This window comes from Stutzerimonas chloritidismutans, from assembly GCF_051486945.1.
Taxonomy (GTDB): domain Bacteria; phylum Pseudomonadota; class Gammaproteobacteria; order Pseudomonadales; family Pseudomonadaceae; genus Stutzerimonas; species Stutzerimonas chloritidismutans_B.
In genome coordinates this window covers 553,390-579,753 of sequence record NZ_JAHVDX010000002.1, presented here as the reverse complement: position 1 = coordinate 579,753, position 26,364 = coordinate 553,390, and the positions used below count along the sequence as shown (strand labels likewise).

Annotated in this window: 23 protein-coding genes, 1 tRNA gene and 1 pseudogene; 8 read left to right on the top strand and 17 right to left on the bottom strand. The window is 61.7% G+C overall.

All coding sequences use genetic code 11. The features are described from left to right. Nucleotides 1-62 precede the first annotated feature (62 nt). From putP to KXR72_RS09755, 3 genes are all read left to right on the top strand, one after another. A complete protein-coding gene (gene putP / locus KXR72_RS09765; protein WP_437420911.1) occupies nucleotides 63-1,547 on the top strand; it encodes a sodium/proline symporter PutP in 1,485 nt (494 codons plus the stop codon). Nucleotides 1,548-1,740: 193 nt separating this feature from the next. After that, a complete protein-coding gene (locus KXR72_RS09760) occupies nucleotides 1,741-1,914 on the top strand; it encodes a hypothetical protein (RefSeq protein ID WP_437420910.1) in 174 nt (57 codons plus the stop codon). 308 nt (nucleotides 1,915-2,222) lie between these two features. After that, nucleotides 2,223-3,629, top strand: coding sequence for an alpha/beta hydrolase (locus KXR72_RS09755; protein WP_437420909.1), 1,407 nt, complete (start codon nucleotides 2,223-2,225; stop codon nucleotides 3,627-3,629). A gap of 89 nt (nucleotides 3,630-3,718) precedes the next feature. Here KXR72_RS09755 and KXR72_RS09750 read toward each other — a convergent pair whose 3' ends face one another. The 8 genes and pseudogenes from KXR72_RS09750 to metG form a co-directional block, all read right to left on the bottom strand. Beyond that, entirely contained in the window at nucleotides 3,719-4,753 is a 1,035-nt protein-coding gene (locus tag KXR72_RS09750) for a hypothetical protein (RefSeq protein WP_437420908.1), read from the bottom strand. 558 nt (nucleotides 4,754-5,311) lie between these two features. After that, nucleotides 5,312-6,058: a DUF2726 domain-containing protein gene (locus KXR72_RS09745; protein WP_437420907.1), complete on the bottom strand. Its 747-nt coding sequence runs from the start codon at nucleotides 6,056-6,058 to the stop codon at nucleotides 5,312-5,314. A 122-nt stretch (nucleotides 6,059-6,180) separates the two neighbouring features. Further along, on the bottom strand, nucleotides 6,181-6,699 hold the full coding sequence (locus tag KXR72_RS09740) for a hypothetical protein (RefSeq protein ID WP_437420906.1): 519 nt from the start codon (nucleotides 6,697-6,699) through the stop codon (nucleotides 6,181-6,183). Beyond that, nucleotides 6,696-7,724, bottom strand: a complete 1,029-nt coding sequence (locus KXR72_RS09735) for a hypothetical protein (RefSeq protein ID WP_437420905.1) — start codon at nucleotides 7,722-7,724, stop codon at nucleotides 6,696-6,698. The genes KXR72_RS09740 and KXR72_RS09735 overlap by 4 nt, the downstream gene beginning before the upstream one ends. A 262-nt stretch (nucleotides 7,725-7,986) precedes the next feature. Next, nucleotides 7,987-8,060: transfer RNA gene (locus tag KXR72_RS09730), tRNA-Gly, on the bottom strand. A gap of 68 nt (nucleotides 8,061-8,128) precedes the next feature. Continuing rightward, nucleotides 8,129-8,821 carry a pseudouridine synthase gene (locus KXR72_RS09725; RefSeq protein WP_437420904.1) on the bottom strand — a complete coding sequence of 231 codons (693 nt, stop codon included), beginning with the start codon at nucleotides 8,819-8,821 and terminating at the stop codon, nucleotides 8,129-8,131. Further along, a pseudogene (locus tag KXR72_RS09720) lies at nucleotides 8,821-9,006 on the bottom strand (cysteine-rich CWC family protein); the annotation flags it as partial. The gene KXR72_RS09725 and the pseudogene KXR72_RS09720, both read right to left, overlap by 1 nt. A gap of 263 nt (nucleotides 9,007-9,269) precedes the next feature. Then, nucleotides 9,270-11,309 (bottom strand): methionine--tRNA ligase, encoded by a 2,040-nt coding sequence (gene metG / locus KXR72_RS09715; RefSeq protein WP_437420903.1) that lies wholly within the window; start codon nucleotides 11,307-11,309, stop codon nucleotides 9,270-9,272. A gap of 194 nt (nucleotides 11,310-11,503) precedes the next feature. Between metG and apbC the strand changes: the two genes are divergently transcribed. Continuing rightward, nucleotides 11,504-12,598 carry an iron-sulfur cluster carrier protein ApbC gene (apbC, locus tag KXR72_RS09710; RefSeq protein ID WP_437420902.1) on the top strand — a complete coding sequence of 365 codons (1,095 nt, stop codon included), beginning with the start codon at nucleotides 11,504-11,506 and terminating at the stop codon, nucleotides 12,596-12,598. A 137-nt stretch (nucleotides 12,599-12,735) separates the two neighbouring features. Here apbC and KXR72_RS09705 read toward each other — a convergent pair whose 3' ends face one another. Next, complete coding sequence (locus tag KXR72_RS09705; protein ID WP_003282211.1) at nucleotides 12,736-12,945, bottom strand: cold-shock protein; 210 nt, start codon at nucleotides 12,943-12,945, stop codon at nucleotides 12,736-12,738. Between the two features lie 318 nt (nucleotides 12,946-13,263). On the opposite strand from KXR72_RS09705, the gene dcd reads away from it, so the two are divergent. Then, complete coding sequence (dcd, locus tag KXR72_RS09700; protein ID WP_021207353.1) at nucleotides 13,264-13,830, top strand: dCTP deaminase; 567 nt, start codon at nucleotides 13,264-13,266, stop codon at nucleotides 13,828-13,830. 84 nt (nucleotides 13,831-13,914) lie between these two features. Here dcd and KXR72_RS09695 read toward each other — a convergent pair whose 3' ends face one another. The 6 genes from KXR72_RS09695 to KXR72_RS09670 all read right to left on the bottom strand — a co-directional run bounded on the left by KXR72_RS09695 (nucleotide 13,915) and on the right by KXR72_RS09670 (nucleotide 20,235). After that, nucleotides 13,915-14,598: an SDR family oxidoreductase gene (locus KXR72_RS09695; protein ID WP_437420901.1), complete on the bottom strand. Its 684-nt coding sequence runs from the start codon at nucleotides 14,596-14,598 to the stop codon at nucleotides 13,915-13,917. A gap of 135 nt (nucleotides 14,599-14,733) precedes the next feature. Then, nucleotides 14,734-15,660 (bottom strand): ABC transporter permease, encoded by a 927-nt coding sequence (locus KXR72_RS09690; protein ID WP_437420900.1) that lies wholly within the window; start codon nucleotides 15,658-15,660, stop codon nucleotides 14,734-14,736. A 59-nt stretch (nucleotides 15,661-15,719) separates the two neighbouring features. Beyond that, complete coding sequence (locus KXR72_RS09685) at nucleotides 15,720-16,826, bottom strand: ABC transporter permease (protein ID WP_437420899.1); 1,107 nt, start codon at nucleotides 16,824-16,826, stop codon at nucleotides 15,720-15,722. Nucleotides 16,827-16,837: 11 nt separating this feature from the next. Next, nucleotides 16,838-18,391: an ABC transporter ATP-binding protein gene (locus tag KXR72_RS09680; RefSeq protein ID WP_437420898.1), complete on the bottom strand. Its 1,554-nt coding sequence runs from the start codon at nucleotides 18,389-18,391 to the stop codon at nucleotides 16,838-16,840. 302 nt (nucleotides 18,392-18,693) lie between these two features. Continuing rightward, the gene (locus KXR72_RS09675; protein ID WP_243607046.1) at nucleotides 18,694-19,272 is read right to left on the bottom strand and encodes a superoxide dismutase; all 579 of its coding nucleotides are present in this window, start codon (nucleotides 19,270-19,272) and stop codon (nucleotides 18,694-18,696) included. A 360-nt stretch (nucleotides 19,273-19,632) separates the two neighbouring features. Beyond that, entirely contained in the window at nucleotides 19,633-20,235 is a 603-nt protein-coding gene (locus KXR72_RS09670) for a LysE/ArgO family amino acid transporter (protein WP_437420897.1), read from the bottom strand. 97 nt (nucleotides 20,236-20,332) lie between these two features. Between KXR72_RS09670 and KXR72_RS09665 the strand changes: the two genes are divergently transcribed. Beyond that, nucleotides 20,333-21,220: a LysR family transcriptional regulator ArgP gene (locus tag KXR72_RS09665; protein ID WP_437420896.1), complete on the top strand. Its 888-nt coding sequence runs from the start codon at nucleotides 20,333-20,335 to the stop codon at nucleotides 21,218-21,220. 2 nt (nucleotides 21,221-21,222) lie between these two features. Here the strand turns inward: KXR72_RS09665 and KXR72_RS09660 are convergent, their stop codons facing one another. Further along, on the bottom strand, nucleotides 21,223-21,495 hold the full coding sequence (locus tag KXR72_RS09660; protein ID WP_437420895.1) for a hypothetical protein: 273 nt from the start codon (nucleotides 21,493-21,495) through the stop codon (nucleotides 21,223-21,225). Nucleotides 21,496-21,824: 329 nt separating this feature from the next. Between KXR72_RS09660 and KXR72_RS09655 the strand changes: the two genes are divergently transcribed. Continuing rightward, nucleotides 21,825-22,733, top strand: coding sequence for an ATPase (locus KXR72_RS09655; RefSeq protein ID WP_437420894.1), 909 nt, complete (start codon nucleotides 21,825-21,827; stop codon nucleotides 22,731-22,733). A 170-nt stretch (nucleotides 22,734-22,903) separates the two neighbouring features. Here the strand turns inward: KXR72_RS09655 and KXR72_RS09650 are convergent, their stop codons facing one another. Beyond that, nucleotides 22,904-24,820, bottom strand: a complete 1,917-nt coding sequence (locus KXR72_RS09650; protein WP_437420893.1) for an autotransporter domain-containing protein — start codon at nucleotides 24,818-24,820, stop codon at nucleotides 22,904-22,906. A 361-nt stretch (nucleotides 24,821-25,181) separates the two neighbouring features. Between KXR72_RS09650 and KXR72_RS09645 the strand changes: the two genes are divergently transcribed. Next, nucleotides 25,182-26,363, top strand: a complete 1,182-nt coding sequence (locus tag KXR72_RS09645; protein ID WP_437420892.1) for a diguanylate cyclase — start codon at nucleotides 25,182-25,184, stop codon at nucleotides 26,361-26,363. The last annotated feature ends 1 nt before the right edge of the window (nucleotide 26,364 follow it).

Sequence of the window (26,364 nt, the reverse complement as noted above, 5' to 3'; positions counted from 1 at the left end):
CCTGCAATGTGTCGTCAGTGGAGGCGGAGCGATGCCTCCGCAGCACAAGGAAATAAATACAAATGAACCTGAGTAACCCGACACTGATCACCTTCGTGATCTACATCGTGGCGATGATCCTCATCGGCTTCATCGCCTATCGCGCCACCAAGAACTTCGACGACTACATCCTCGGCGGCCGCAGCCTGGGCAGTTTCGTCACTGCGCTGTCGGCCGGTGCCTCCGACATGAGTGGCTGGCTGCTGATGGGCCTGCCCGGCGCGATCTTCGTTGCCGGCCTGTCGGAAAGCTGGATCGCCATCGGCCTCATTGCCGGCGCCTGGCTCAACTGGCTGTTCGTCGCCGGCCGCCTACGTGTGCACACCGAGTACAACCACAACGCGCTGACGCTGCCGGACTACTTCTCACATCGCTTCGAAGACGAGAGCCGCCTGCTGCGTATCTTCTCCGCCCTGGTGATCCTGATGTTCTTCACCATCTACTGCGCCTCGGGCGTGGTGGCCGGTGCGCGCCTGTTCGAGTCCACCTTCGGTATGGAATACGGCACCGCGCTGTGGGTTGGCGCCGCGGCGACCATTCTCTACGTGTTCATCGGCGGCTTCCTCGCGGTGAGCTGGACCGACACCGTGCAGGCCACGCTGATGATCTTCGCGCTGCTGATCACGCCGCTGTTCGTCATCTTCTCGCTGGGCGACATGGGCGCCGTCATGGACACCATCGCCGCGCAGGATCCGTCGAACTTCGACATGTTCAAGGGCCTATCCTTCATCGCCATCATCTCCCTGCTCGGCTGGGGGCTGGGCTACTTCGGCCAGCCGCACATCCTGGTGCGCTTCATGGCTGCCGATTCGGTCAAGACCATTCCCAACGCGCGCCGCATCGGCATGGCCTGGATGATCCTGACCCTGGCCGGCGCCGTGACCGTGGGCTTCCTTGGTATCGCCTACTTTGCCGACAACCCGGCCGTGGCCGGCGCGGTGACCGAGAATGGCGAGCGGGTGTTCCTCGAACTGGTCAAGCTGATGTTCAACCCTTGGGTGGCCGGGGTGATTCTCTCCGGCGTGCTCGCGGCCGTCATGAGTACGCTCAGCGCCCAGTTGCTGGTGAGCTCCAGTGCGTTGACCCAGGACTTCTACAAGGCCTTCCTGCGCAAGGGTGCCTCGCAGACCGAACTGGTCTGGGTCGGCCGCGCCATGGTGCTGTTGATCGCCCTGATCGCCATCGGCATCGCCTCGAATCCGGAGAGCAAGGTGCTGGGCCTGGTGTCCTACGCCTGGGCCGGTTTCGGTGCGGCCTTCGGCCCGGTGGTGCTGATCTCCCTGGTATGGAAGCGCATGACCCGCAATGGTGCCTTGGCTGGCATGCTCGTCGGTGCCGTGACCGTGGTTGTCTGGAAGGAATTCATTGGCCTGGGCCTGTACGAAATCATCCCCGGCTTCATTCTGGCCAGCGTCGCGATTTACGTGGTGAGCATGATGGGCAGGGCACCCGCTGACAGCATTCAGCAGCGTTTCGACGCAGCGGATGCGGAGTACCGCGCGGGTTGATCACAGCCTCGTTCGCAGGGCGATGCCTGGATAGGGATCGCCTCGCCCAAAACCAGAATAGGGCGCGGCATGGAGTCCGCTTCTGCAGGCGCCCGCTTGCTGCGATCAGATGGATGCTGCCGCTCGAATGGGCCATAGTTGCAAACGTAACGGCGCCAGCCAGGCGCCTTCAGGAAAGCCGAGGAGTATTCCGATGAAAGCACTGCATAACCTGACCACCCGCACGCTGATTGTGGCCCTCGCGGCCCTGCTGATGACCGGCTGCAGCCTGCGCCTGCCGGGCGTTGCCGTCGACGTCGGCGACCGCGACGGCCACCACGGCGGCACTCATTGCCCCCCTGGCCAGGCCAAGAAGGGCAACTGCTGAGCCCTCCTCGGGGCGGTCCTGCCCCGCTCATGCCGCGCCGTAACGCGGCCGCAATACCAGGCCCGACTGCACGTCGGGCCCTTCCGCTTCACCCACTCCATCGTTGTGCTGATGCGTCCATAAGCGCGGCGGCAGTCGGGACATTTTCGAATGCTGGTTTCGCTGCCAGTCGTCTGCCAAATCCTGGTTGTGTTTGACAGGCCCGTAGCCTCTGCCACGGTTAGCTGAGCGCGCAAGGCATCGGCTCGGCAGGTCTTCGACGCAGTGCTCGCACCGCTAGAACAAGAACAACAATCAGGAGAGTCTCCATGCGTCCAAGCAACCTGGCTTCGGCCTGCGCACGCGCCCTTGCCGGCGTGATGCTCGTCGGTACGATCGGCGTCGCGGCCGATGCCCACGCCCGCCCCAAACCCATCAAGCCGCCGCTGTCCCACAGCGAATCACGTGAGCAGGATTCGCGTACCTTCGTTCCTGTGGTTTCGCCATTGGCTGCGATTCCCGGCCTGCCCAGCGAGCGTTGGACCGGCGTCTACCAGGGTTCGTCCTACCAGATCGAAGTGCCGCCTAACTGGAACGGCATGCTCGTCATGTACGCTCATGGGTTCCGCGGGCAGGGGCCGGAGCTCACCGTCGGTCCGCCAGCCATCCGCCCCTGGTTGCTTCAGCAGGGCTACGCCTGGGCGGCGTCCAGCTACAGCAAGAACTACTACGATGTACGCGCCGGCATCGAAGACACCAACGCCCTGGCCCTGGCCTTCAGTGAGCTGACCGGCAAGGCTGCGCCGAGCAAGACCTATATCACCGGGCATTCCATGGGCGGCCATGTCGCGGCCGCTGCCGTCGAGGCCGAAACCTACGCGACGGCCAACAACCGCGTCGTGTACGACGGCTCGGTGCCCATGTGCGGCGTGACCGGCGACGTCTACGAGTTCGAGTACCTGATGAACTTCACCCTGGCCGCGCAACACCTGGCCGGGCAGGGGCCGACCAGCTTCCCGGCGACCGACTTCCAGGCCAAGCTGCCGCAGATCATCGGTGCGCTGTGGGACAGCTATCCCACCGATCCTTCGCCGCAAGGCGAGAAGCTCGAAGGCATTGTCCGTGAACTCAGCGGTGGCGATCGGCCGATCTTCGCCGAGGGCTTCCGCACCAGCCTGCAGAGCGTCGTGCTCGGCACTGGCGGGCGGGACGGCACCGTTGACGGCATCCTCGCCGATTCGCTGTCCGGCAACCTCTCCACGCGCTATCAGTTCGACACGAACAAGGCGATGTCCCGCGAGGAACGCGAGTTCAACGACTCCATCATCCGCGTCATCGGCTACGCCCCGGCCAACAGCATCCGCCCGGATGGCCTGCGCTGGATTCCGGTGGTCAACGGCCAGTTCAACGTCCCGGTGGTCAGCATTCACACCCTGGGTGACCTCTACGTGCCGTTCAAGCACCAGCAGATCTACCGGCGCAACGCCGAGGCCAACGGCAACGGTGAGCTACTCGTGCAACGCGCGATCCGTGCGCCCAGCCACTGCGACTTCAGCTACCAGGAGCAGGTCGAGGCCATGGCGGACATGCTGCGCTGGGAGCAGGAGGGCATCAAGCCGGCGGGTGACGAAGTGCTGAACCCGCGTGTCGTGGCCGATCCGGCGTACGGTTGCACCTTCACCCGCAACGAAGGCGTACCGACCCGCGGGTTGCTGCCGGCCTGCCCGGAAAGCTGAGACCGGGGCTCGCCAGGGCGAGGCCCACACCTCGCCCTGGCGACCGAATGGTCCGGCGACCGGCCGTAAGCGGGCGATCGCGTTGCCCGCTATTGCTGCACGACGTTGGCCAGGTTGCCGTTGCCGGTCTGGACAATACTGGCCGTATGGCTACCCAGCGACTGCGTCAGAAAGGCCTGGTGGCCTTGCCCCGTCTGGCTGATCATCGCTTCGTTGGCCTCGAAACCCTGCGAGGCCTCGATCCGGTTGTAAGCACCGATCTGCGCGATGTCTAGCTGGTTTCCATCGCCGACCTGCGAGGTCGAGACTCGGTTGTAATCGCCTTCCGAGTACCCGCTCAGGTTGCTGTTCTGCCCGGCCATGTACGCGTCGAGCTCGTTTCCAATACCGCGCTGCGTGTGCGCGAGCGCGCTGTTTCCGTCCCGTGTCTCGATGCGTGCCATGTTAGCCACGCCCGCCTGATCGACGGCCACGTCGGCCGCGGGATAGCGTCCGGATATTTGCAGGATGAATGCTTGGTTGGCAGTGCCGTCCTGCTCGATTTCCGCAGCACCACCGCCCAGACCGCCGCTGTCCTGCTCCAACTGCACCTGGTGGGCCGTGCCGGTCTGTTGAATGCTGGCCGTGCTGAACCCGGATTGATCGATCTGCACGCGATTGTCCTGCCCGCTGGACACCGCCTCGAGCTGGTTGCCCACCCAGGCCTGCCTGGCCTCGAGCTGGTTACCCGTGCCGTCCTGCTCAATGCGCGCCGTGCTGGCCAGCTCACCCAGGTAGGCCTGCTGCTCGAGCACGACGTTGTTCGACGTGCCCGCCTGGTACACCTGCGCGTCCGCCGTGCCTGGCTGGCTGCCGTTCACCTGGTAGATCTCGACCGAATTGAGCGACCCGATCTGCTCGACCCGCGCCTGATCGCTCGCGCTGCTGGTCCCGGACTGGTCCGTGATCGCGCTGTTCGCAACGCCGTCCTGCGCGATGAACGATCGCTGCATGACGCCGCTCTGCGTCTGTTCCGCGCGATTGTCGAGGCCGGTCTGCTCCACCTCGGCCACATGCCCGTTGGCCAGCGCATGGCCGTTTAACGCCAGCCAGATCGCGGCGGACAAAGCGATTGATCTGTTCATTGAACTCTCCTGTTTGCATTGGATGGGCTCCGTACATCACAGGCGAAGCAAAAGGAGTGTTGTCGCGCAATCGCCCTCGCGATATAGGCCGAACGGATCAAGTGATGGGCGGCGCGGGATTAGGTCCTAAGTGGCCGTTCAGCCGCACGGCATGTCCTCGGGGCGAAGCTACTCGTTCGCCCGCAACGAACGCGGAGCGCCTAGCTTCGCTTTAAGGACGCTTCGGAAGTTGTGTGGGCGAGGGAATCGAAGCCTTTTGCTTGGTGTGTCGATTCGGCTCAAAGCGTGTCATTACGGGGTTCGTGACCGACTCGCCTGCTCGTTTCGTGGCAATTCGGCACAGTGATTTCGACACTTTATCGACAGCTAGGTATTCGGATGGATCAGGAACAACTGCGTCGACAGCTACTTGAGGGCGTTCAATCAAAGCTAGTGGAGCCTGCAAACGACTGGTATTTCGAGTCGCTTCGCCAGCGCGTCAAGAGCGCACAGACCGCTAGATGCGGTCAGCCCATCGGTAGTCGATCAACCCGGATGCGATGGTGAGCGTGGCTCGACCTACACCGGCCTGTCGAAAGTAGGTTCGACCCGCTCCGAAGTTGAGCTCGGCTGCATTACCGGCTCGATGGTTGGCGTCGGAACCGCTCCTGGCGTCTGCGGCTCTGGTGCGCGCTTGCACTCCGGGAAAGTAAGGGCGATCTGCTCTACGGACGGCATGATCTCGCAACGCCAGCGCACAACGCGAATGCCCGCTGCGGTTAGAACCTTGTCCTTCTTGGCATCGGCTTTGTGTCGATCCTTGTCCGAGTAGTGCGATTTATCGTCCAGCTCGACAGCCGCAATGGTGTTCAAGAACTCGTCCGCGATCACGAAATCAACGCTCATCTGACTAATGCGGGAGAACCACATCTTGAAGCTGTGGCCTTTCTTGATCGCCACCAGTTGCGATAGCTGAACCTGGGTAAAGATGTAGTGATCCGGCAATGCTTGCCGCAGGCGCTCGAACAGGACTGTCTCCGTTGCGGTTATCAGCTTCCGCTTCTGAAACGGCCATTCGCCGTCTGGGTCGTAGCGAAAACCGTCCGCGGCGATCTTGCGACTCGGTTGGGCTGACTGTGGCGCTTGTTGTGGTTGCTGCGGTTGAGGCTGAGCGCTGGCGGTCCCAGTAAACGTCGGCTCTTGCTTCCTAGCTGGCTCCTTCCATGGTGCGCGCGGTGGCCGCTTGTAACGGTTTGGATTTTGGCTTCTTCTTGACTTGGAAAATGAAGAAGACAATAGCGAAAACGATAATCCACCCGAAAACATCCACTGTTTTTTCCTTAATGCGTTGTATATGCCAAGTGTCCCGCTAAAAGCATTACGGCATGATTTATTTTTTTTGGCTGCTGCGAAAGTCGATTGTCTCGAGCGTGAGTTTGATTATTGAATTAAAGTTTTGAACTTCGATTGGTATAGCCGTCGACGAGTGATTGATGCTCGTCGTCCCTTTCGGAAATGGTTTTGATCGCATCTGCTGGTATTAGGGTTAAGATGACCGTCCAGAGCTGCCATAATGTAAGCGTAACCAGCGTAAAATAGGAAGCGCCGCGTAGTGGCTTACTGTAATCATTCAGTACGTTAATTGTCTGTAAGATTGGAGCAGTAACTCCTATCAATAGGATTATGCATAAGATGGTGGTTGAGTGAACTATAGGGGAAAATAATTGGCTAAGGCCGTTATGGTTGTTTTTTGTCTGAGTGCCTTTTGAAAACGAGAGGCGGAGCCTGTCGGGATAGACAATGGCAATCCAAGCTCCCACAACTGCGAAGATAATTGAAGCCGTGGTACGCAAGGCCTCAAACAAAGGCCATTGTTTATGAAAGGGGATTTCGGAGCCTAGCCAGCCCGCAATGCAGGCCAGCGTTACTGAAGTAATCCAGGCTATGTATTTCAGTGGCTTTCTCATGATAGTAATTTGAGTATGGCTTGCTTTCTCTTGGTAAGTGCGTTTATTAAGGAGTCAGTGTTGATGATCTCGTCGTTGTCTCTCAGGACGTCGAGCTCAAATTCTCCGCGAGCGGTAGCATGGCTGAGCCAATGGACCTTCGAGCTTCCTTTTATGACAAAGCCGTAGTCGTCCCACTGTCGGTCAGTATTGTCTTTCCACTCTTTAATTATTTGCTGCAAATTTGGCTTCGTTATGGTTGCACCAATAATGTAACGAAGATTGATAAAGTCTGCGGGCTTCGCTTGTGGCTGTGAGATATTAGTCCATCTTAAGAACTGCTGCCAAATTTGCAGGTCGTCAGTCCTGTTTAGCTGCAGTTTTGTTTTCTTCACTGCCCTTGTTATTTTGTCTACGTTCTGTAGTAGATATATGTGTGGGCCTGGTTTTCTATAAAGGTTCGTATGGAACTTGGGTGATAGATCCTCAGGGTCCGCAGTGTTTTTTGCTCGATACCCTAAGATTTCTATGTCTACTCCCTTTGCTGGCGCTTTAGCATGCACGACATATTTAGAAAAAGCCTGCATGTACGATTCGACATACTGTTGAAATGCTGGTTGGCCTGTTATGAGATGTTGAAATCCGACGCTTGCAAAAATGTTTTCTTTAGGCATGACCCAGAAGTATGTTGCAAATCCAGGAATGCTGCCTTTTGCAATTTTATTTGCAATAACCGTAGGGTTTCCAACATTGGAGGCGCCCATTACGGAATGTACATTGCCTGAGGTTGATGGCGTTTCGTTCCAGATTTTTATGAGCCAGTTGCTTCCCTTGTTCTTTATGTCCAATAGATAGGTTGGGTTGAGTTCTGTATAGTCTTGCTGCTCGTAGGTCTTGGTTGCAACAAGGGGCTTTCCTTTTGCCCATATTGCTAGATCAGCCAAAATATCTTCTATATCGCCAAAGCGCGGTGTTTTTTCACCCCACTCAAAATATCCGCACTTTGATATGTCATAGATGCTGATCCTTGCTTTTTCAGTTGGCATTGACGATCCTGCTTGTCAGTAATGTGAACGTTGGCGTTATATGGCTTTGTGCCTATTTTTATTTGCTTTTAGATTTCAATTTCGGTGGTGGTTTCAGATGCTAGCTTTTAAGCGTTTTAAAGAAAACCACCGCTCGCCTACCGCTTTGGTTAGCATCAAAAAGGGGGCAGATTTATTTTCCGCTAAGCCCACTAATCGCCCCCAGCCGAAACAAGCCAAACCCTAAACGAAAAAGCCCTGCAAGTGCAGGGCTTTTCTGATCTGGAGCGGGCGAAGGGAATCGAACCCTCGTCATGAGCTTGGGAAGCTCAGGTAATGCCATTATACGACGCCCGCGATGGGTGCCTTTTTACCAGAAGCGGGGGCCGAGTTGAAGCGGTTGGCGAGACTATTCGCCGGTTGGCTCAGATGGGGTCGATTTCTGCTGGCGTCAGGCGGCGGTATTGGCCGGGCGCGAGGGTGGGGTCGAGGGTGAGCGGGCCCATGCGTTCGCGGTGCAGGGCGGTGACCTTGTTGTTGAAGTGGCCGAACATGCGTTTGACCTGGTGGTAGCGGCCTTCATGCAGGGTCAGGCGCGCCTGGCGCGAGCCGAGCAGTTGGAGTTCAGCGGGCCGTGTGGTGAGGTTCTCGTAGCCGAAATACAGCCCCTGTGCGAAGCGCTCGACGCAGATCGGGTCGATGGGGTCTTCGGTTTCCACGAGATAGGTTTTGCCCAGCAGGCTTTCCGGCTGAGTCAGGCGGCGGGACCAGAGGCCGTCGTTGGTGAGGATCATCAGGCCCGTGGTGTTGAAGTCCAGCCGGCCGGCGATATGCAGCTCGGCCTTGTCAGGCTCGTTCAACAGGTCGAGCACGGTGGGATGCGCTGGATCGGCGGTGGCGCTGACGCAGCCGGCGGGTTTGTTCAGCATGTAGAAGCGTGCGGGTTTGCCGGCTTGCAACAGCTCGCCGTCCAGCTCGATGCGGTCGAACACACGGATGTCATGGGTGCCGTCGCGTACGGGCTGCCCGTTTACCGAAGCGCGGCCCGACGCCAGCAGCAGGCGCGCCTGGCGATGGCTGCAGGCGGGGAGGTTGGCGAGAAAGCGGTCGAGGCGCATCAGGGTTTTTCAGGCAGCTCACCGCGCGCGCAGCGTGGGCAGATGCAGGCTTTGTTCTGTGCATCTGCCGGAATCCGTTCGCGGGCTTCGGGCACTATCTCGGTGGTGAAGCACCAGCATGCGTGCGTGGCGGTCGCGGGGTTGCTGAGGCTGCATTGATTCGGCTCGCCACAAACCGGACATCGATTAGCAGGAGGCTGAAAAGCAACCTGCGTTGGCGATACGTCGTTGAAAACAGCCCCGGAATGTTCATTTAGAGCACCTGACTTGCAGGCCAGCCCGGTCCGCGTGTCCGGCTGCTTTTGCCTTGTCTTGCCTGCCTCGGCCACGTTCTTCAACGGCCTGCTGGGATCGGGCGTATGGGTCATAACCGGCTCCGGGTGGTGAAGCGGTTGGTTGGAATCGAAAAAGAAGCCCGGCATTGCGCCGGGCTTCTCATGCTACGTCATTACTTGACGCGTTGGCCGGGCTTGGCGCCGCTGTCCGGGCTGAGCAGGTAGATTTCTTCACCACCAGGGCCGGCGGCCAGCACCATACCCTCGGAGACGCCGAACTTCATCTTGCGCGCGGCGAGGTTGGCGACGTACAGGGTCAGGCGACCTTCCAGCATGCTTGGGTCCGGGTAGGCGCTCTTGATACCGGAAAACACGTTGCGCTTGGCATCGCCGATGTCGAGGGTCAGGCGCAGCAGCTTGTCGGCGCCTTCGACGAACTCGCACTTCTCGATCAGCGCGATGCGCAGGTCCACGGCGGCAAAAGCGTCGAAAGCGATCTCGGCAGCCAGCGGCTCCTTCGTCAATTCACCGTTGCCAGCAGGCGCGGTGGTTTCGGTGGCGGCGAGGTCTTCCTTGGAGGCTTCGATCATGGCGTCGATTTTTGCAGGCTCGATACGGGTCAGCAGGGGGGTGAAGGCGTTCAGCTGGTGGTTGGCCAGCGGTGTCCGCAGGTCAGCCCAGCCCAGCGGCTGGACGTTCAAGAAGCGCTCGGCGTCGGCGGCCAGGTTCGGCAGCACCGGCTTGAGGAAAATCACCAGCTGGCGGAACAGGTTGATACCGGTGGCGCAGATCGCCTGCACTTCATCCTGCATGCCTTCCTGCTTGTTCAGGGCCCAGGGTGCCTTGTCGGCGATCCAGGCATTGGCGCGGTCGGCCAGGGCCATGATTTCGCGCATGGCGCGGGCGAAGTCGCGGCTTTCATAGGCTTCGGCGATGGAAGGCGCGGCCGCCAGGAAGGCGTCGCTGAGCTCCGGTGCGGCATTGCGGTCGACCATCAGGCCGCCGTTGCCCTTGTGGATGAAGCCGGCGCAGCGGCTGGCGATGTTGACCACCTTGCCGACCAGGTCGGAATTGACCTTCTGCACGAAGTCCTCGAGGTTCAGGTCCAGGTCGTCCACGCCGCGGCCAAGCTTGGCGGCGTAGTAATAGCGCAGGTACTCCGGGTTCAGGTGTTCCAGGTAGGTGCGCGCCTTGATGAAGGTGCCGCGCGACTTGGACATCTTCTGGCCGTTCACCGTCAGGTAGCCATGCACCGCGACGGCGGTGGGCTTGCGGAAGCCGGTGCCTTCGAGCATGGCGGGCCAGAACAGGGTGTGGAAGTTGATGATGTCCTTGCCGATGAAGTGGTAGAGCTCGGTGGTCGAGTCCTTTTTCCAGAAGGCATCGAAATCCAGCTCCGGGCGGCGCGCGCAGAGGTTCTTGAAGCTGGCCATGTAGCCGATTGGCGCGTCCAGCCAGACGTAGAAGTACTTGCCCGGCTCGCCCGGGATCTCGAAGCCGAAGTAGGGCGCATCGCGGGAGATGTCCCACTCGTGCAGGCCGCCGTCGAGCCATTCGGCGATCTTGTTGGCGACCGATTCCTGCAGGCTGCCGCCGCGGGTCCATTCCTTCAGCATGGCCTCGAAGTCGGGCAGCTTGAAGAAGAAATGCTTGGAATCGCGCAGCACAGGCGTGGCGCCGGAGATGGCCGAGCGCGGATTCTTCAGGTCGGTGGGCTCGTAGGTCGCGCCGCACTTCTCGCAGTTGTCGCCGTACTGGTCTTCGGCGGCGCACTTCGGGCAGGTGCCCTTGATGAAGCGGTCGGCGAGGAACATGCCCTTTTCCGGGTCGAAGTACTGGGTCACCGAGCGGGTGGCGATGTGGCCGGCTTCGTTGAGGCGGGTGTAGATCAATTCGGACAGCTCGCGATTCTCGTCCGAATGGGTCGAATGGAAATTATCGAAGTCGACGAGGAAGTCGGCAAAGTCCTTGCTGTGTTCAGCCTGGACGTTGGCGATGAGCTGTTCCGGCGTGATGCCTTCCTTCTCGGCGCGCAGCATGATGGCCGAGCCATGGGCGTCGTCGGCGCAGACGTAGATGCACTGGTTGCCGCGCAGCTTCTGGAACCGCACCCACATGTCCGTCTGGATGTACTCGAGCATATGGCCAAGGTGGATCGAACCGTTGGCGTAGGGCAGGGCACTGGTAACGAGGATCTGGCGAGCTTCGGACATTGGGAAATCTGCAGTCGGGGTGGCGAAGTGAGCGGGTAACTATAAAGGTGCAGGCGTTATTTTTCATCCGCACTGGCGCGGTACGCGCGGGTCGAATGGCGCAGTTGTTGCCGCCGGATGCCGGTATTGGGCCGCGGCGGGTGCAGCGGGGTAAGATGCCCGTCTGTTTTGGTTGGTTTTTCTTGGGAGCAGTCATGACCGTCACACGCGAAGCGGTGGAAGCCGTATTGGGTCAGTACACCGACCCTAACCTGAACCAGGACCCGGTGAGTGCCGGTTGTATCCGCTCGATCGAGGTCCAGGGGGATCGTGTTAGCGTACAGCTCGAACTCGGCTATGCCGCCGGTTTGTTCCGTAGCGGCTGGGCGCAGATGCTGGCGATGGCCATCGAAGGGCTCGAGGGCGTGACGCGCGCGGACGTGCAGGTCGATTGCGTGATCCGCTCGCACAAAGCGCAGGACCAGGTGCCTGCGCTGAGCAACGTGAAAAACGTGATCGCGGTCGCCTCCGGCAAGGGTGGCGTTGGCAAGTCCACGACGGCAGCGAACCTTGCGCTGGCGTTGGCCCGCGAAGGCGCACGGGTCGGTGTGTTGGATGCCGATATCTATGGGCCCAGCCAGGGCATCATGTTTGGTATTCCCGAGGGTACGCGCCCCGAGATCCGCGACGGCAAAGCGTTCATTCCTCTGCAGGCCCATGGGGTGCAGATCATGTCGATGGCCTTTCTCGCCGACGACAAGACGCCCATGGTCTGGCGTGGCCCGATGGTGTCGGGCGCGCTGCTGCAACTGATCACCCAGACGGCCTGGGACGACCTGGACTATCTCGTCGTCGACATGCCGCCGGGCACCGGCGATATCCAGCTGACGCTAGCGCAAAAGGTCCCGGTGGTCGGCTCCGTCATTGTCACTACGCCGCAGGACCTGGCGTTGCTCGATGCCAAGAAGGGCGTGGAGATGTTCCGCAAGGTGAACATTCCCGTACTGGGCGTGGTGGAGAACATGGCGGTGCACATTTGCTCCAATTGCGGCCACGCTGAGCATCTGTTCGGTGAGGGCGGCGGGGAGAAGCTCGCTGGTCAGTACAATGTCGAGCTGCTGGCCTCGCTGCCGCTGTCGATGGCCATTCGCAGCCAGGCCGATGCAGGCGCGCCGACAACGATTGCTGACCCGGAGAGCCAGATCGCCATGATCTATCAGCAGATGGCCCGCCGGGTCGGCGCGCGAATTGCCCAGAGCGGGCAGATCGTCGCGCAGTCGATGCCGAACATTATGGTGACCGACGACTGACTCGGTCGGTGGGGCGCCTGCCTTGCGTTTCAGCGGGAGGCGGGCCTCCGGTAAGCCGCGAGTCGTTTGGCTGGACGCCAAATCGCAGGCATAAAAAAGCCCCGCCGAAGCGGGGCTTTTCTTAAAGAAGCTTCAGGTTAGATAACCTGAACTTCCTCAGCTTGCATGCCCTTCTGGCCGCGGGTAGCGACGAAGGAAACTTGCTGGCCTTCTTTCAGGCTCTTGAAACCGTCGCCCTGGATGGCGCGGAAGTGTACGAAGAGGTCGTCACCGGATTGCGGAGTGATGAAGCCGAAGCCTTTTTCATCGTTGAACCACTTAACGGTACCGGTTTGGCGATTAGACATTTGAATGTCTCCTTGAACAATGTAGAAGTTTGTTGAACGGGCAAATACCCCGAACGGTGACTGTGTGCAAGGAGTTAAAGGAGTCGTAGCAATGATCGGATCGAAATCTAAACATGTAGCGATTCACGGTGACACATGCAGCAGCAGCCAACGCAAGATACTCCATTTCTGACGCAATGCGAGCATTATTTTCAGTTTCCAGCCAAAGCGTCAGATATGCGGCGCACAGTCCCGGCGCGCGGGCTTTAACCAGCCCCTTTGGCTCGGTAAGATGCGCGCACCTTCATAGACCGCCAAGCAGAGATCAGGACGCCCGCCATGAGCATCAAATCGGATAAGTGGATTCGCCGGATGGCCCAGGAGCACGGCATGATCGAGCCCTACGTGGAGCGCCAGGTGCGCACCGAGGGTAATGAACGACTGATCTCCTACGGCGTGTCCAGCTACGGCTACGACGTGCGCTGTGCGGATGAATTCAAGGTATTCACCAACATCAACTCGGCGACCGTCGATCCGAAGAATTTCGACGAGAAAAGCTTCGTCGACATCAAGAGCGATGTTTGCATCATCCCGCCGAATTCTTTTGCGCTGGCGCGTACCGTCGAGTACTTCCGCATTCCGCGCAACGTGCTGACCATCTGCCTGGGCAAGAGCACTTATGCGCGCTGCGGCATCATCGTCAACGTGACGCCGCTGGAACCCGAGTGGGAAGGCCATGTGACGCTGGAGTTTTCCAACACCACCACGCTGCCGGCAAAAATCTATGCAAACGAAGGCGTGGCGCAGATGCTGTTCCTCGAGTCGGACGAGGAGTGCGAGACCTCTTACCGCGACCGCGGCGGCAAATACCAGGGCCAGCGCGGCGTGACCTTGCCCAAGGCCTGACGCCGTCCCGCCTGGGCGGGTCAGTCTGAAACGGATGATGCGGGTGGTGACGAAAGTTGCCACCCGCATCGTCGTTTACGGGGCTTACCAGGGAAGCCGGGCGCCTTGGTAATCGAGGTAGACATGGCCGCCTTGCCCGATCGCACGGCTGACCTGTTCGACCATGCCCTTGCAGCTGGTTTCAACGTCCAGCGGCGCTTCGTCACCACCCATGTCGGTTTTCACCCAGCCCGGGTGCATCGACAGCACGGTCAAGCGCGTTCCTTCACCGAGCTCAGCGACGAAGGTACGCGTCAGATGGTTCAGTGCCGCCTTGCTTGCGCCATACAGCGGCATGCCCATGCCCGGGCCCGCCTCGACGCTGCCCATCACCGAACTCATGAACGTGATCACGCCGGTTTCGGGGCTCACCAAGGGCAGCAGGCGCTTGGCGAGGCGTACAGGGCTGACGGCATTGGTCAGGAAAAGGTCGCCAACGTCCTCAGCGCCGGCATTGTCAGCGTTGAGGGTCCGTGCCCCTGAGATGCCAGCATTGACGAACAACACGTCGAGGCGCGTGCCTTCCAGTCGAGTGGTCAGCGACGCGACGCTGGCGTCGTCGGTGATTTCCAGCGATTCGATCCGCACGTCCGGCACCGCTTTCAGCGCGTCCGCGCGATTGGGGTTACGTACGGTGGCGATGACCTGCCAGCCCTCGGTGGCGAACTGTCTGGCCAGGCCGAGCCCCAGCCCGCGTGAAGCGCCGATGATGAGTACGGTTTTGGACATTGCTTCGCTCTCCTCTGGATCGGGGAGGGGAGGATAGCCGAACCTTGGCGGTGCCGTGGCGATGCGTGCGGCGCAGATGGGCATCGCGTCGAACCGGAGATGCCCATCCCTGCATCGAAAAGTCTCGCAGTGCCGTCAGTGCCCCGGTTGCCAAGGCTGGCCAAGCGATACTGGTGCGTAGAGGCGTGTGCGGACCGCATCCCTCGACAGGATCACCAGCACCAGAATCGTCGCGACGTAGGGCAGCATTGCCAGCAAGTTGCCGGGGATCGCCAGGCCGATGCCCTGCGCCACCAGGTGCAGGATGCTGGCGAGGCCGAACAGGTAGGCGCCGAGCAGCACGCGGCTGACCCGCCAGCTGGCGAAGACGACGAGCGCGAGCGCGATCCAGCCGCGGCCGGCGGTCATGTTCTCCGCCCACATCGGGGTATAGGCAAGCGACATGTAGCCACCGGCGAGGCCCGCCATGGCGCCGCCGAACATCACCGCGAGCGTGCGCACGCGCAGCACTGGCAGACCCATCGCACTGGCCGCGTTGGGGTTTTCGCCTACCGCCTGGATGATCAGGCCGACGCGGCTCTTCAGCAGCACCCAGGCCACCAGGGCGAACAGGGTGAAGGACAGATAAACCAACAGATCTTGCGCGAACAGCATCCGGCCGATGACCGGAATGTCGGCGAGCAGCGGGATGGCGATTGGCTCGAAGCCTGCCAGCGGCTTGCCTACCCAGCTTGCGCCGACGAAGGAGGATAGCCCCACGCCGAAGATCGTCAGCGCTAGCCCGGTCGCGACCTGGTTGGCGTTGAAGCCGAGCGCGACCATGGCGAACAGCAGCGAGAGCAGCACGCCGGCCAGGCAGGCGAACAACACGCCGAGCCAGAGGTTGCCGGTCGAAAACGCGACCATAAAGCCGATCACCGCACCGAACAGCATCATCCCTTCCTGGCCGAGGTTGAGGACGCCGGTCTTTTCGCAGACGAGTTCGCCGAGCGCGACCAGCAGCAGCGGCGTACCGGTTCGGATCATGGCGTAGAAGATGTTGGTCAGCAGATCAATGTCCATGGATCAGGCCTCACACAGCGAGCGGCAGATGGCTTGGGAGAAGCAGAAATGAAAGCGGCTCACGAAACAGGCTCCTGTGCCAGCGGTGCGGAGTGCGGCGTGCGGCGCCATTTTTTCAGGCGCGGCCTATAAAGAATCAGCACATCGCACGCCAGCAGAAAGAACAGCACCATGCCCTGGAACAGTTGCGTGATCGACTGAGGCAGGTTGGCGGCCATCTGTGCGTTCTCGCCGCCGAGGTAGAGCAACGCCATTAGCAGGCTGGCGAATACGATGCCCAGCGGATGCAGGCGGCCCAGGAAGGCAACGGTGATCGCCGCATAGCCGTAACCTGGCGAAACCTGCGGCACGAGCTGACCGATCGGGCCCGTGACCTCCGCGACCCCCGCCAGACCAGCGAGGCCGCCACTGATCAGCAGGGTAATCCAGACCAGCCACTTGTCGCGAAAACCGACAAAGCCGGCGGCACGCTTGTCCAGGCCCAGCACCTTGATCTGGAAACCCAGAAAGCTGCGCTGCAGCAGGACCCACACCACGACGAACGCCAGCAGCGCGAAATAAAGGCCGCCGTGTACGCGCAGGTCTTCAACGATTTGTGGCAAACGGGTAGCGTCGCCAAACATGGCGGATTCCGGGAAATTGAAGCCTTCCGGGTCCTTCAGCGGACCGTGTACGCAGAACAGCAACAAGTTCAGCGCGATGTAGTTGAGCATGATGCTGGTGAGGATTTCATTGGCGTTGAATGCCGTCTTCAGCCAGGCGCAGAGCGCGCCCCAGGCCGCGCCGCCGAGCGTGCCTGCTAGTAGCGTGATCACCAGTGCCCACTGGCTTTCCCAATCGATGATGTTGACCGCCACGGCGCTGCCAGCGAGCGCACCGATGAGCAGCTGGCCCTCGGCACCGATGTTCCAGATACGTGCGCTGTAGACCACCGCCAGGCCGAGCGCGCAGAGCATGATCGGCAATGCCTTGACCAGCAGTTCCGAGATGCCATACAGGTCGCCCACCGGATCGATGAGCAGCACCTTGAGCGTCTCCAACGGCGGGTGGCCGAGGATGGCGAAGAGCAGGGCGCCGCTGAGTAGCGTCAGCACGGCCGCGAGCAGCGGCGAGAACCAGAGCATGGCGCGCGACTGCTGGCCGCGCGGTTCTAGGGATAACAACATGGGCGGTCTCGTCAGGCTGCGGGGGTGGAGGCAGGAATGCGGGTATCGAACTGGCCGGCCATCCAGCGACCGACTTCAGCGGGTGTGGTACTGGCTGTCGGATATTGGGCCGAAAGCGCGCCATGGCTGAGCGCCGCGATCCGGTCGCTGATCTGGAACAGCTCTTCCAAGTCTTCGGAGACCACCAGAATCGCCGCCCCGGCGTCGCGAAGTTCGATCAGGGCGCGGTGGATTGCTGCTGCTGCGCCGACGTCGACGCCCCAGGTGGGGTGTGCGGCGATGAGCAGCTTGGGTTGCTGGAGAATCTCCCGGCCGAGGATGAATTTCTGCAGGTTGCCGCCCGACAGGCTGGCGGCAGGTGCCTGTGCATCCGGTGTCTTCACTGCAAAGCGCTCGATGATGCTGTCGGCGAACGCCTTGACGCGGCTGCGCTGGATCAGTCCATTGCCGAGCATTCCGCGTTGCTGGGAGGCCGTGAGCAGGGCGTTGTCGGCCAGGCTCATGCTCGGCACCGCGCCGTGACCCAGCCGTTCGGCGGGCACGAACGCCATGCCGTGGCGGCGGCGTGCATCCGGGCGCAGGTGGGCGACCGGGTCGCCGAGGAAGCGGATCGTCTCGCCTTCGTTGGCCGCCAGCGGGCGTTCGCCGCTGAGCAGGGCTAGCAGTTCGTCCTGGCCGTTGCCGGCGACACCGGCAATACCGACGATCTCACCCGCGCGCACCTCGAGGTCGACATCGCGCAGTGAAACGCCGAATGGGTCGGCGTTGTGCCAGGACAGCCGCTCGACCCGCAGGAACGGCGTTGATCCTTCGGCCTTGGGGTATTCCGCTTCGAGGCCTTCGGCGTCGCCGACCATCAGGCGCGCCAGTTCGAGATCAGAGCACTCGGCCGGGATGCAGTCCCCCGATACCTTGCCGCCACGCAGCACGGTGGCCGCCTGGCACAGCGCCCGAACTTCATTGAGTTTGTGGCTAATGAACAGAATGCTGCAGCCCTCGGTCGCCAGGCGTCGCAGGGTCACGAACAGGTCGTCGGCTTCCTGCGGGGTGAGCACCGACGTCGGTTCGTCGAGGATCAGCAGCTTGATGTCCTGCATGAGGCAGCGAACGATCTCCACCCGCTGGCGCTCGCCGATCGACAGGCTGTGTACCAGGCGGTGCGGCTCGAGCGGCATGCCGTAGCGTTTGGACACCTCACGGATCTTTGGCTCCAGCTGCTTGGGTGAGCCAGCGGCGGCGCCCAGCGCGAGCGCGATGTTCTCCGCTACGGTCAGCGTTTCGAACAATGAGAAGTGCTGAAAGACCATGCCGATGCCGCGTTCGCGCGCCTGGGCCGGGTCGCGCATGGTCACGGGCTCGCCCTGCCAAACGATCTGACCGGCATCGGGCTGGGTGACGCCGTAGATGATCTTCATCAGCGTGCTCTTGCCCGCGCCGTTCTCCCCCAACAGGGCGTGAATCTCACCGGGATCGATGGACAGGTCGATGCGGTCGTTGGCCAGGCAGCCGGGATAGCGCTTGGTGATGCCTCGCAGCTGCAGCCGGGCGGTTGGCGAGTCGGACATGAACAGGGTTCCGCTGGGATTCGTTATCGGAGAAAAGCAAAAAGCTGGCCATGCAGTCAGGAAACCATGCGCGACCGCTGGCGCGGCTGGCCGTTAGCCAACCGCCAACCGTGGCGATGATAGTCGCTGCGCCGAAATGGTGCTTCGCCAAGTGAGAGGTTGCCCGGTTGCACCGTGGCGGGGCGCAGCCGCCAACCGGTGTTCTGGCTGTCGCCCAACGAAAAATGCCCGCATCAGACGATGCGGGCATTTCGTGGCATGCAGGCGGTGACCCGTTCGAGCTACCGCGGAGCAGGCCGGACTTAGGCGAAGTTTTTCGCCACGAAGTCCCAGTTCACGACGTTCCAGAACGCCTCGACGAACTTCGGACGAGCATTGCGGTAATCGATGTAGTAGGCGTGTTCCCAGACGTCGCAAGTCAGCAGTGGCTTGTCGCCAGCCGTCATCGGGTTGCCGGCACCAATGGTGCTGGCCAGGCCGACGCTGCCGTCGGACTTCTTCACCAGCCAGGCCCAGCCAGAGCCGAAGGTGCCGATGGCGGTCTTGGTGAATTCTTCCTTGAACTTGTCGAAGGAACCGAAGGCCGCGTTGATGGCGTCAGCCAGGGCGCCGGTCGGCTGGCCGCCCGCGTTCGGGGCCATGCAGTTCCAGAAGAAGGTGTGGTTCCAGACCTGGGCAGCATTGTTGAAGATGCCACCGGAGGAGGTCTTGATGATGGTTTCCAAGTCCTTGCCTTCGAACTCGGTACCTGGGATCAGGTTGTTCAGGTTGGTCACGTAGGCCTGGTGATGCTTGCCATGGTGATACTCGAACGTCTCGGCGGAAATGTGCGGCTCGAGGGCGTTCTTTTCAAACGGAAGCGGGGGCAATTCGAAAGCCATGGTGTATCTCCTGCTCAGGTGTCGAGGATTGATGCGGCCAGCTGGAAGGAGGCAGTTGCGCTGGCGGTCAGCGCCTTGCGCCACGGATGAAACTGCACGAAGTCGTCCGTTTGCGTCTGTCTTTTCCCTTCGCTCGCTGCATGCGTGCGCAATCTCTTGGCCGTTCACGGGCGGCCGTGGTGGCGGGCTGAAGCGTTCCGCTCCATGCCCGCGAACCCGGGATCATAGCACCGGCCCTGCGGCAAAACCACGCGCCAACTGTGTGGGAAAGCCGTGCCAGAGCCTTGTGGCTGATGGCTCTAGGCGAGGGCGGGGCTGGTGGAACCCACAACGTGGACCGTCACCTGTAGCGGTCGTTCCTCACGCGGCGAAGATGAGTTGCGCCGCGACAGCGAACATCATCGCCGCCACGCCGAGGTCGATCAGGCGCCAGGTCAGCGGGCGTGCCAACCATGGGGCGAGCCAGGCGCCACCCAGTGCCAGGATAAGGAACCATATCGTTGAGGCGCTGGCGGCGCCGAGCGTATAGGCACCCGGCTCAGGCTGTTGCGCCCCGAGCGTGCCAATCAGCAGAACGGTATCGAGATACACATGCGGGTTGAGGAGCGTCACCGCGAGGGCCGCCAACAGCACGCGGTGCAGTGGGCGGGTGCCGTTGCGTTCATCTTCGTTGAGTCCTTGCGGGCGCATGGCGCGGCGCAGCGCCACGACGCCGTAGTAAAGCAGGAAGGCCGCACCGCCCCAGCGGGTGACTTCCAGCAACAAGGGGCTCCTGGCGAGCAACGCAGCGAGGCCGAACACGCCAATACTGACAAGAAGGATGTCGCAGACGATGCACAGCGCCGCAACCGGCAGGTGATGCTCGCGGCGCAGACTCTGCGCCAATACGAAAGCGTTCTGCGCACCAATCGCGACGATCAACCCGGCCGTTACCAGTAACCCATTGAAATAGCTCTGCCACATTGCGTTGCTGCCCGCGTTTCGAAGGAATGGCTGGCAGTCTCGATGCAAGCGGCTTATAAGAAAAACGAAAAACCGTTATGCCATATAAGGAAGGCTGATGTTTGACTACAAGCTACTCGCCGCCCTGGCTGCGGTAGTGGAGCAGGCAGGATTCGAACGGGCAGCGCAGCGCCTGGGGCTGTCGCAATCGGCTGTGTCCCAGCGAATCAAGTTGCTTGAAGCACGGCTGGGGCAGCCCGTGCTCCTACGTGCAACGCCGCCGAAGCCGACCGAAGTAGGGCGGCGCCTGCTCAACCACGTCCAGCAGGTTCGCTTGCTGGAGCGTGACCTGCAGGCCCAGGTGCCGCAGCTCGATGACAGCCACCTACCGGAGCGGCTGCGTATTGCCCTCAATTCCGACAGCCTGGCTACCTGGTGGGCGCCGGCCGTTGCGCCCTTTTGCGCGAATCGAGGCGTGGTGCTCGATCACGTACTGGAAGATCAGGATGTTGGCCTCAAGCGCATGCGGGCCGGGGAGGTGGCGGCCTGTGTCTGCGCAGTCGAGCGGCCACTGGGCGGGGCGCGCAGTGAGTTTCTCGGTGCCATGCGCTATCGCGCGCTGGCCAGTCCCGCATTTATTGACCGGCACCTGCGGGGCGCTCTGAGCGCCGAGGCGCTGCTGCGGGCACCGGCTATCGTGTTTGGCCCGGATGATCAGTTGCAGCACCGCTATCTCGCATCGCTGGGGCTGGAGGGCCCCTTCAGCCACCACCTTTGCCCGTCGTCGGAGGGCTTCGTGCGTCTGATCCAGAGTGGTCTAGGGTGGGGGCTGGTGCCCGAGCTGCAAGTACAGGAGCTTTATCGCAGCGGGGCGCTGGTCGATGTGTTCAGCGGCCCGCCCATCGACGTGCGACTGTTCTGGCACCACTGGCGCAACGGCGGCGAGCTGCTGGGTGAGCTGACGCGCCAGTTGCAGCACGTCGCCGGTCAGTGGCTGGTTGAGTAGGGTCAGGCCATGACCCGTTGGCCGCGATAGATGCGCACGGCTGGGACATGAGCCGCATGGGCGGCTAGTTTGACCCCGCTGGGGGAGGGCAGGTCGCTGTAAGCCGCGAGTTGCCGGCCTAGTTCACGCGTCAGTTCGTCGCCGGAGCCAAGGCAGGCGGTCAGCATCGCGGTGACTGCATCCGGCTGGCTCAAGCGTATGTCCAGGTGTTGCTCCTCGCGCAGGCGACGGCGAAGGCTTTGCATGCAGTCGAGAACCGCCTTGTTGAACTCCATGACGTATCACTCCTTTATGAGCACGTCCCGGCTTAGGCATAAGGCCCGACCTCCGTGTCGGAAAACGCTATCCGCTGGCATTGGCTGCAAAGCAATGCGCGTACCAGTTCACGTTTCTCCCAAGGTTTTGGTGCCGAGATCGCAGGCATGGCGGGACCTGTAGCCAGTTACTTCTATGGCTGCGCCCCGGTTCGACGACGTGGCTGCACGCACCTGAGGCTTGGGGTGGCCGCCACGCCTGTTCCTGGTGCGTCGAGTGGGCCGCTGAAGTTGGTGGGTTGAATCGCTATACTGCGCGCTGTTTTCGCTCCGCGCCCTGAAGGTATCCCATGCGCAACGATGCTCACGACGAACTGGAAAACGTACCCAGCCTGACCGCAGCACGCGACCGGGACGGTCCTTACCCAGCGCCCGAGTTGGAGCCTGTTCGTCGCCCGGCGCCAGAGATGCGTGCAGATGAAGGGCGGTCGCGGCAGAAACGTCGCGGCGCCAACACCGCTCCGCTGTGGATCATGATCGTGGTCCTGCTTGCCGCCCTCGGCGCGCTGGGCTGGTGGAGCATGCAGCAGATGGCCCGGCTCGAAGCGCAACTGGTCGCCACGCAAGACAGTTTCGCCCGCATCAGCGAAGAGGCGGCGGGGCGGCTTCAGGACATTTCCGGCAAGGTCGTTGCCACCGAATCGAACGTGACCACCGAAGGCGAGGCGCTCAAGCTGCGCATCAAGCAACTGGAAAAGCAGGCGCTGGAACTTGCCGAACAGCAGCGCGCCATCACCACGCAGCAGCAGAGCCTGGTCGGTAAGCAGGACAACCAGCAGCAGCGGCTTGACGAGCAAGGACGGCGCGTCGAGGCGGTCGCCACCGACGTGCGTGCGCAGCAAGCGAGCACCGCCGAATTGGCCGCTGGCATCAAGGGGCTGAGCGGCGAACAGGCTACGCTCAAAGGCGCGGTCAACGACCTCAAGGGCTCGGTCGATAGCGTGCCGGCGCTGGCGTCACGCGTCGACGGGATGAGCAAGGACATCGCAGCGCTCAAGCAAAAGGGCGACGCCAGCCAGGCGGTCAGCCGGCTTGAGCAGGATCTGCTCGTACTGCGCAGCGAACTGGACAACCGTCCCTCACCCACGCCGGGGGTGAACACTGGAGAGTTCGATGCATTCCGGGCGCAGATGACGCGCAGCATCAATACACTGCAGAGCCAGATAGCGACCTTGCAGCAACAACTAGGGCGGCGATGAGCGAAAGGGGAGTCGGTTTTTCGATTCCCTCCCGTTGAGTCCGCCAGTCGCCACAGCGCGCGCGCTTCATCAATCGCCCCGGATCAGCCGGCTCGCATATGCCGCAAACAAAAAAAACCGCTACGCAGCGCCACGTAGCGGTTAGGCAATTGCCAAACGAGGATCAGTCCCTACAGATCGACCGCCAGCGAAAGGCCGATGCCATGGTTGCGGTTGTCGTTGCCGACGTAGTGGTAGTTGGCGCGCAGGCTGACGTCCCGCGTCAACTGATGCGCAAGCCCCAGCGTGAAGCGTGTCTGGTCGCCGGTTCGCATCGCGCCGGGCAGTTCGAACTCGTTTCCAGAGACGCTGTTGAGCGACAGGCGAACGTTCTCCCGCTCGTCATCCTTTCGCTCCAGTTCACGGGCCACATCGCCAAACAGCCGGGTGCGCTCGCTTAGCGCATATTCGCCGAATAGCCCGGCCGTCAGCCTCAGCGACTCGAGCGTTTGGTCATCGAAGGTCAGTGCAGTAGCGCTCGTGCCCTCTTCACGGTAGCCATCGACCTCGACCTTCTGGTAGCTGGCGCCGACGAAGGGGCCGAAGGCCAGCTGCTCACCCGGCTGCATCAGGTTAAAACCGGTCTTGCCCGATACGCCCCAGAGCATGCCTTCGGTGCTGCCCTTTTCCGTGCGCTCGGCCACACCCAGCGCTAAGCGGCGGTCCAGCGAGTCGTAGTCCAGATAGCCGGCGCTAAGTGCCAGCTGTGCGAACAGCCGATCCCGCTGATAGCCGGCCAGTAACGTGCCGAGGTAGCTGCGCATGTCAAAGTCCGAGTTGGCGTCGCCGAGCTCCAGCGAACTTTGCGCGAGGCCAAAGCCTGCACCGATGGACCAGGCGTCGGACAGGCGATGGATGTAACCCAAGGTGACGGTCGGGCGGCTGCCGTCACCACCGCCGAAGCCATCATAGTCCGAGCGGCTATAGTCGCCCTGCACAAAGGCGCGCCCGCTGCCCACCTGCTGAGAACTGCTGCGCTGCGCTGCCAGTTCGGTGTCGAGCATCTGCCAGTGGCTGCTCAAGGCTGTGCGGCCCATTTCTGGCAACAGCGACACCTGCGCAGGTGCTTCCAGGATCGAGTAGATGTAATCGGCGCTGATCTGGTGGACGGCCGTGGTTGGATGCACCGCGTCGTTGAACAGCAGGCGGCTCGGATCGGGCGTCGCGCCGCCGACGCCGTAGGTTGGATCGGCGGTGCAACCGTCGCCGCCGAAGCACACCGAGGTCTGGTCGATTGCCGGGTCGAAGCCGAAAAGCGCCAGGTCATTGCGTATTTCTTCGAGCAGCAGACGATTGTTCAGCAGGACGTAGTTCCCGCCCCGGGCCTGTAGCCCGGAGGCAAGTTCTGCGTTGAAGGCATCGCTCAGGCCGTTGAGCACGTCGCCAAGTCCGGGCAGGCTGTTGCCCAAGGGTGTGTCGCCGACGTTGGGCAGATCCGACACCACGATGTATCGCGCGCCTGCTGCCTGCAGCGCTCTGACGGCCTCAACCATGTTGCCCGCCGCCTGCGCCATAGTGACGGGGCGGCCGTTTTGCACGAGTTGGAAGATGTCATTGGCGCCGCCGTTGAGGTAGTACAAACCGTTTGGGTCGACTTGCGGATTCTCGACGAGGTAGCCCGGGCGGCTTCGGGCAAGCCCATTCGCGGCTACCGTCGAGGTGCCGACGAGCGAATCGAGGATCTGGTCCGATCGATAGCCGCCGACAGCGTAGTTAGTGCCGTCGGCGTTTCCGGTCAGAAGTTGTGGCAGTAAAGGTGTAGAGGGCAGCGATTCGAGTCCAAGGCGACCAGCGAGTACCTGGGTAACAACCTGACCGTAATATTCGGTGTTGTTGTCGGCATAGGTTGGCCCGGTGCGATTGGTGAACCGCAGGCCACCGGTGGGATTGCCACCAAGCAACGGGCTGCCCACATCGGGGAAGTTGCCGGCGTCGCTGAGCGAGTCGCCAAAGGTGACGAACTGGCTGTAGGGGCTGGTTTCGGCCACGGCTGCCAGGGGCAGGCTTGCGGCGATGACGAAGGCGAGAGGCGTGAGTGCGTGGGGCACGGGAGGTCTCCATCTGTTGTTTTTGTTGTTCTGCAGGCCGGACGTCTGCGCGCCGACACCCAACGCTAGCGGCGCGGCTGCCCGGTGGTAAGCGCTCTTAAGCGGCATTTGAGCAATGGGCGTATCGCTCCAAAGGGTGAGCTCGCCGTCTGTCGGCGCGCATCTGTACGGCTATGAATATCGAGCCTAGACACTGAGGAAACGACCTGCGCGGTCGCTAACGTGTAGGTCGCGCTTGGGGCTGGGCGGGCCGACGGATGGCGCTGCGTGCGAGGGCGTGGCGGCCGATATCAAAGTGATAGTATTCGCCGATTTCATCGGCGTGGTTGGCCGCATAGTGCGCTTTCAGGTGATAACGACAATGCCTTCACTGATCGAATTTCTGCAACGCCGCCTGGCGATCCTGCTGCCAAGCGAGTTGCGGGCCGAGGAGCTGATCAAGCTGCTGCTGCCCCATCGCCATTCCATGCTGCTGACCCAGCGCCGCGCGACGCTGATCGTCAACCGGGTCCGGTTGTTCGCCTTTCTCTTTGCCGTACTAACCCCGGTTTGGGGCGTGCTCGATCTGATGGTTTTTCCCTATCCGCTGTGGTTGAGCCTGATTACCTTCCGCCTGCTCGCTTGCGCCGCGTTCGCCTGCCTGCTGCTGCTCTACCGGCCGCGTGGCAACCTGTTCGACGCCTATCGAGCAGTAGCGGTCCTGTTCGCCATCCCTACGATTTTTTATATCGCGTCGCACCGGTTACTCGGTGGGTATCAGCTGACGGAGCTGTCGGCGGTCGTTGCAGCCGGATATGCCTTCTTGCCTTTCGTGTTGATGGCCGGCCTGGCCATTTTCCCATTGACGCTCCTCGAGAACGTCGTGCTCGCTGGTGTGCTGCTGGCGGCCCACGCGCTGGCCGGTTACCTGAGCTGGGCGACGCTTAACTGGCCGTCGTTCGCCGGTGCATTCTGGCTGTTGATCCTGATTGCCGGCGTCACCGCGTTGGCCAGCCTGAGCCAGCTGGCATTCATGATCGCATTGGTGCGCCAGGCGATCCGTGATCCGCTGACCGGCACGTTCGCCCGGGGTAGCGGGCAAGAAATCCTGCAGTTGCAGTGGGATACCTCACGTCGGCACGACACTGGCCTGGCCGTGGCCTTCCTCGACCTCGATCATTTCAAGGCGATCAATGACGGGTTCGGCCATGAGGCCGGCGACGGGGTGCTGAGCGACTTCAGCCGACGCCTGCTGGCGACGCTGCGCAGCACCGACAGCCTGCTGCGCTGGGGTGGTGAAGAATTCGTCATCATCATGCCGGACACCGACATGGATCAGGCGCGAATGGTGCTCGACCGGATGCTGCGCCGCGGCTTGGGTATGCGTCCGGACGGTACGCCGCTCACCGCCAGCATTGGGCTGGCCGAGCGTTGCCGCGATTTCGCCGAGTCCCCGACGGAACTGATCGAACTGGCCGACCGGCGTATGTATCTGGCCAAGGCCAGCGGCCGCAATCAGCTGTGCACCGGGGGCGAAGAGAGTCGCTTCGTGCAGTCCGCTTGAG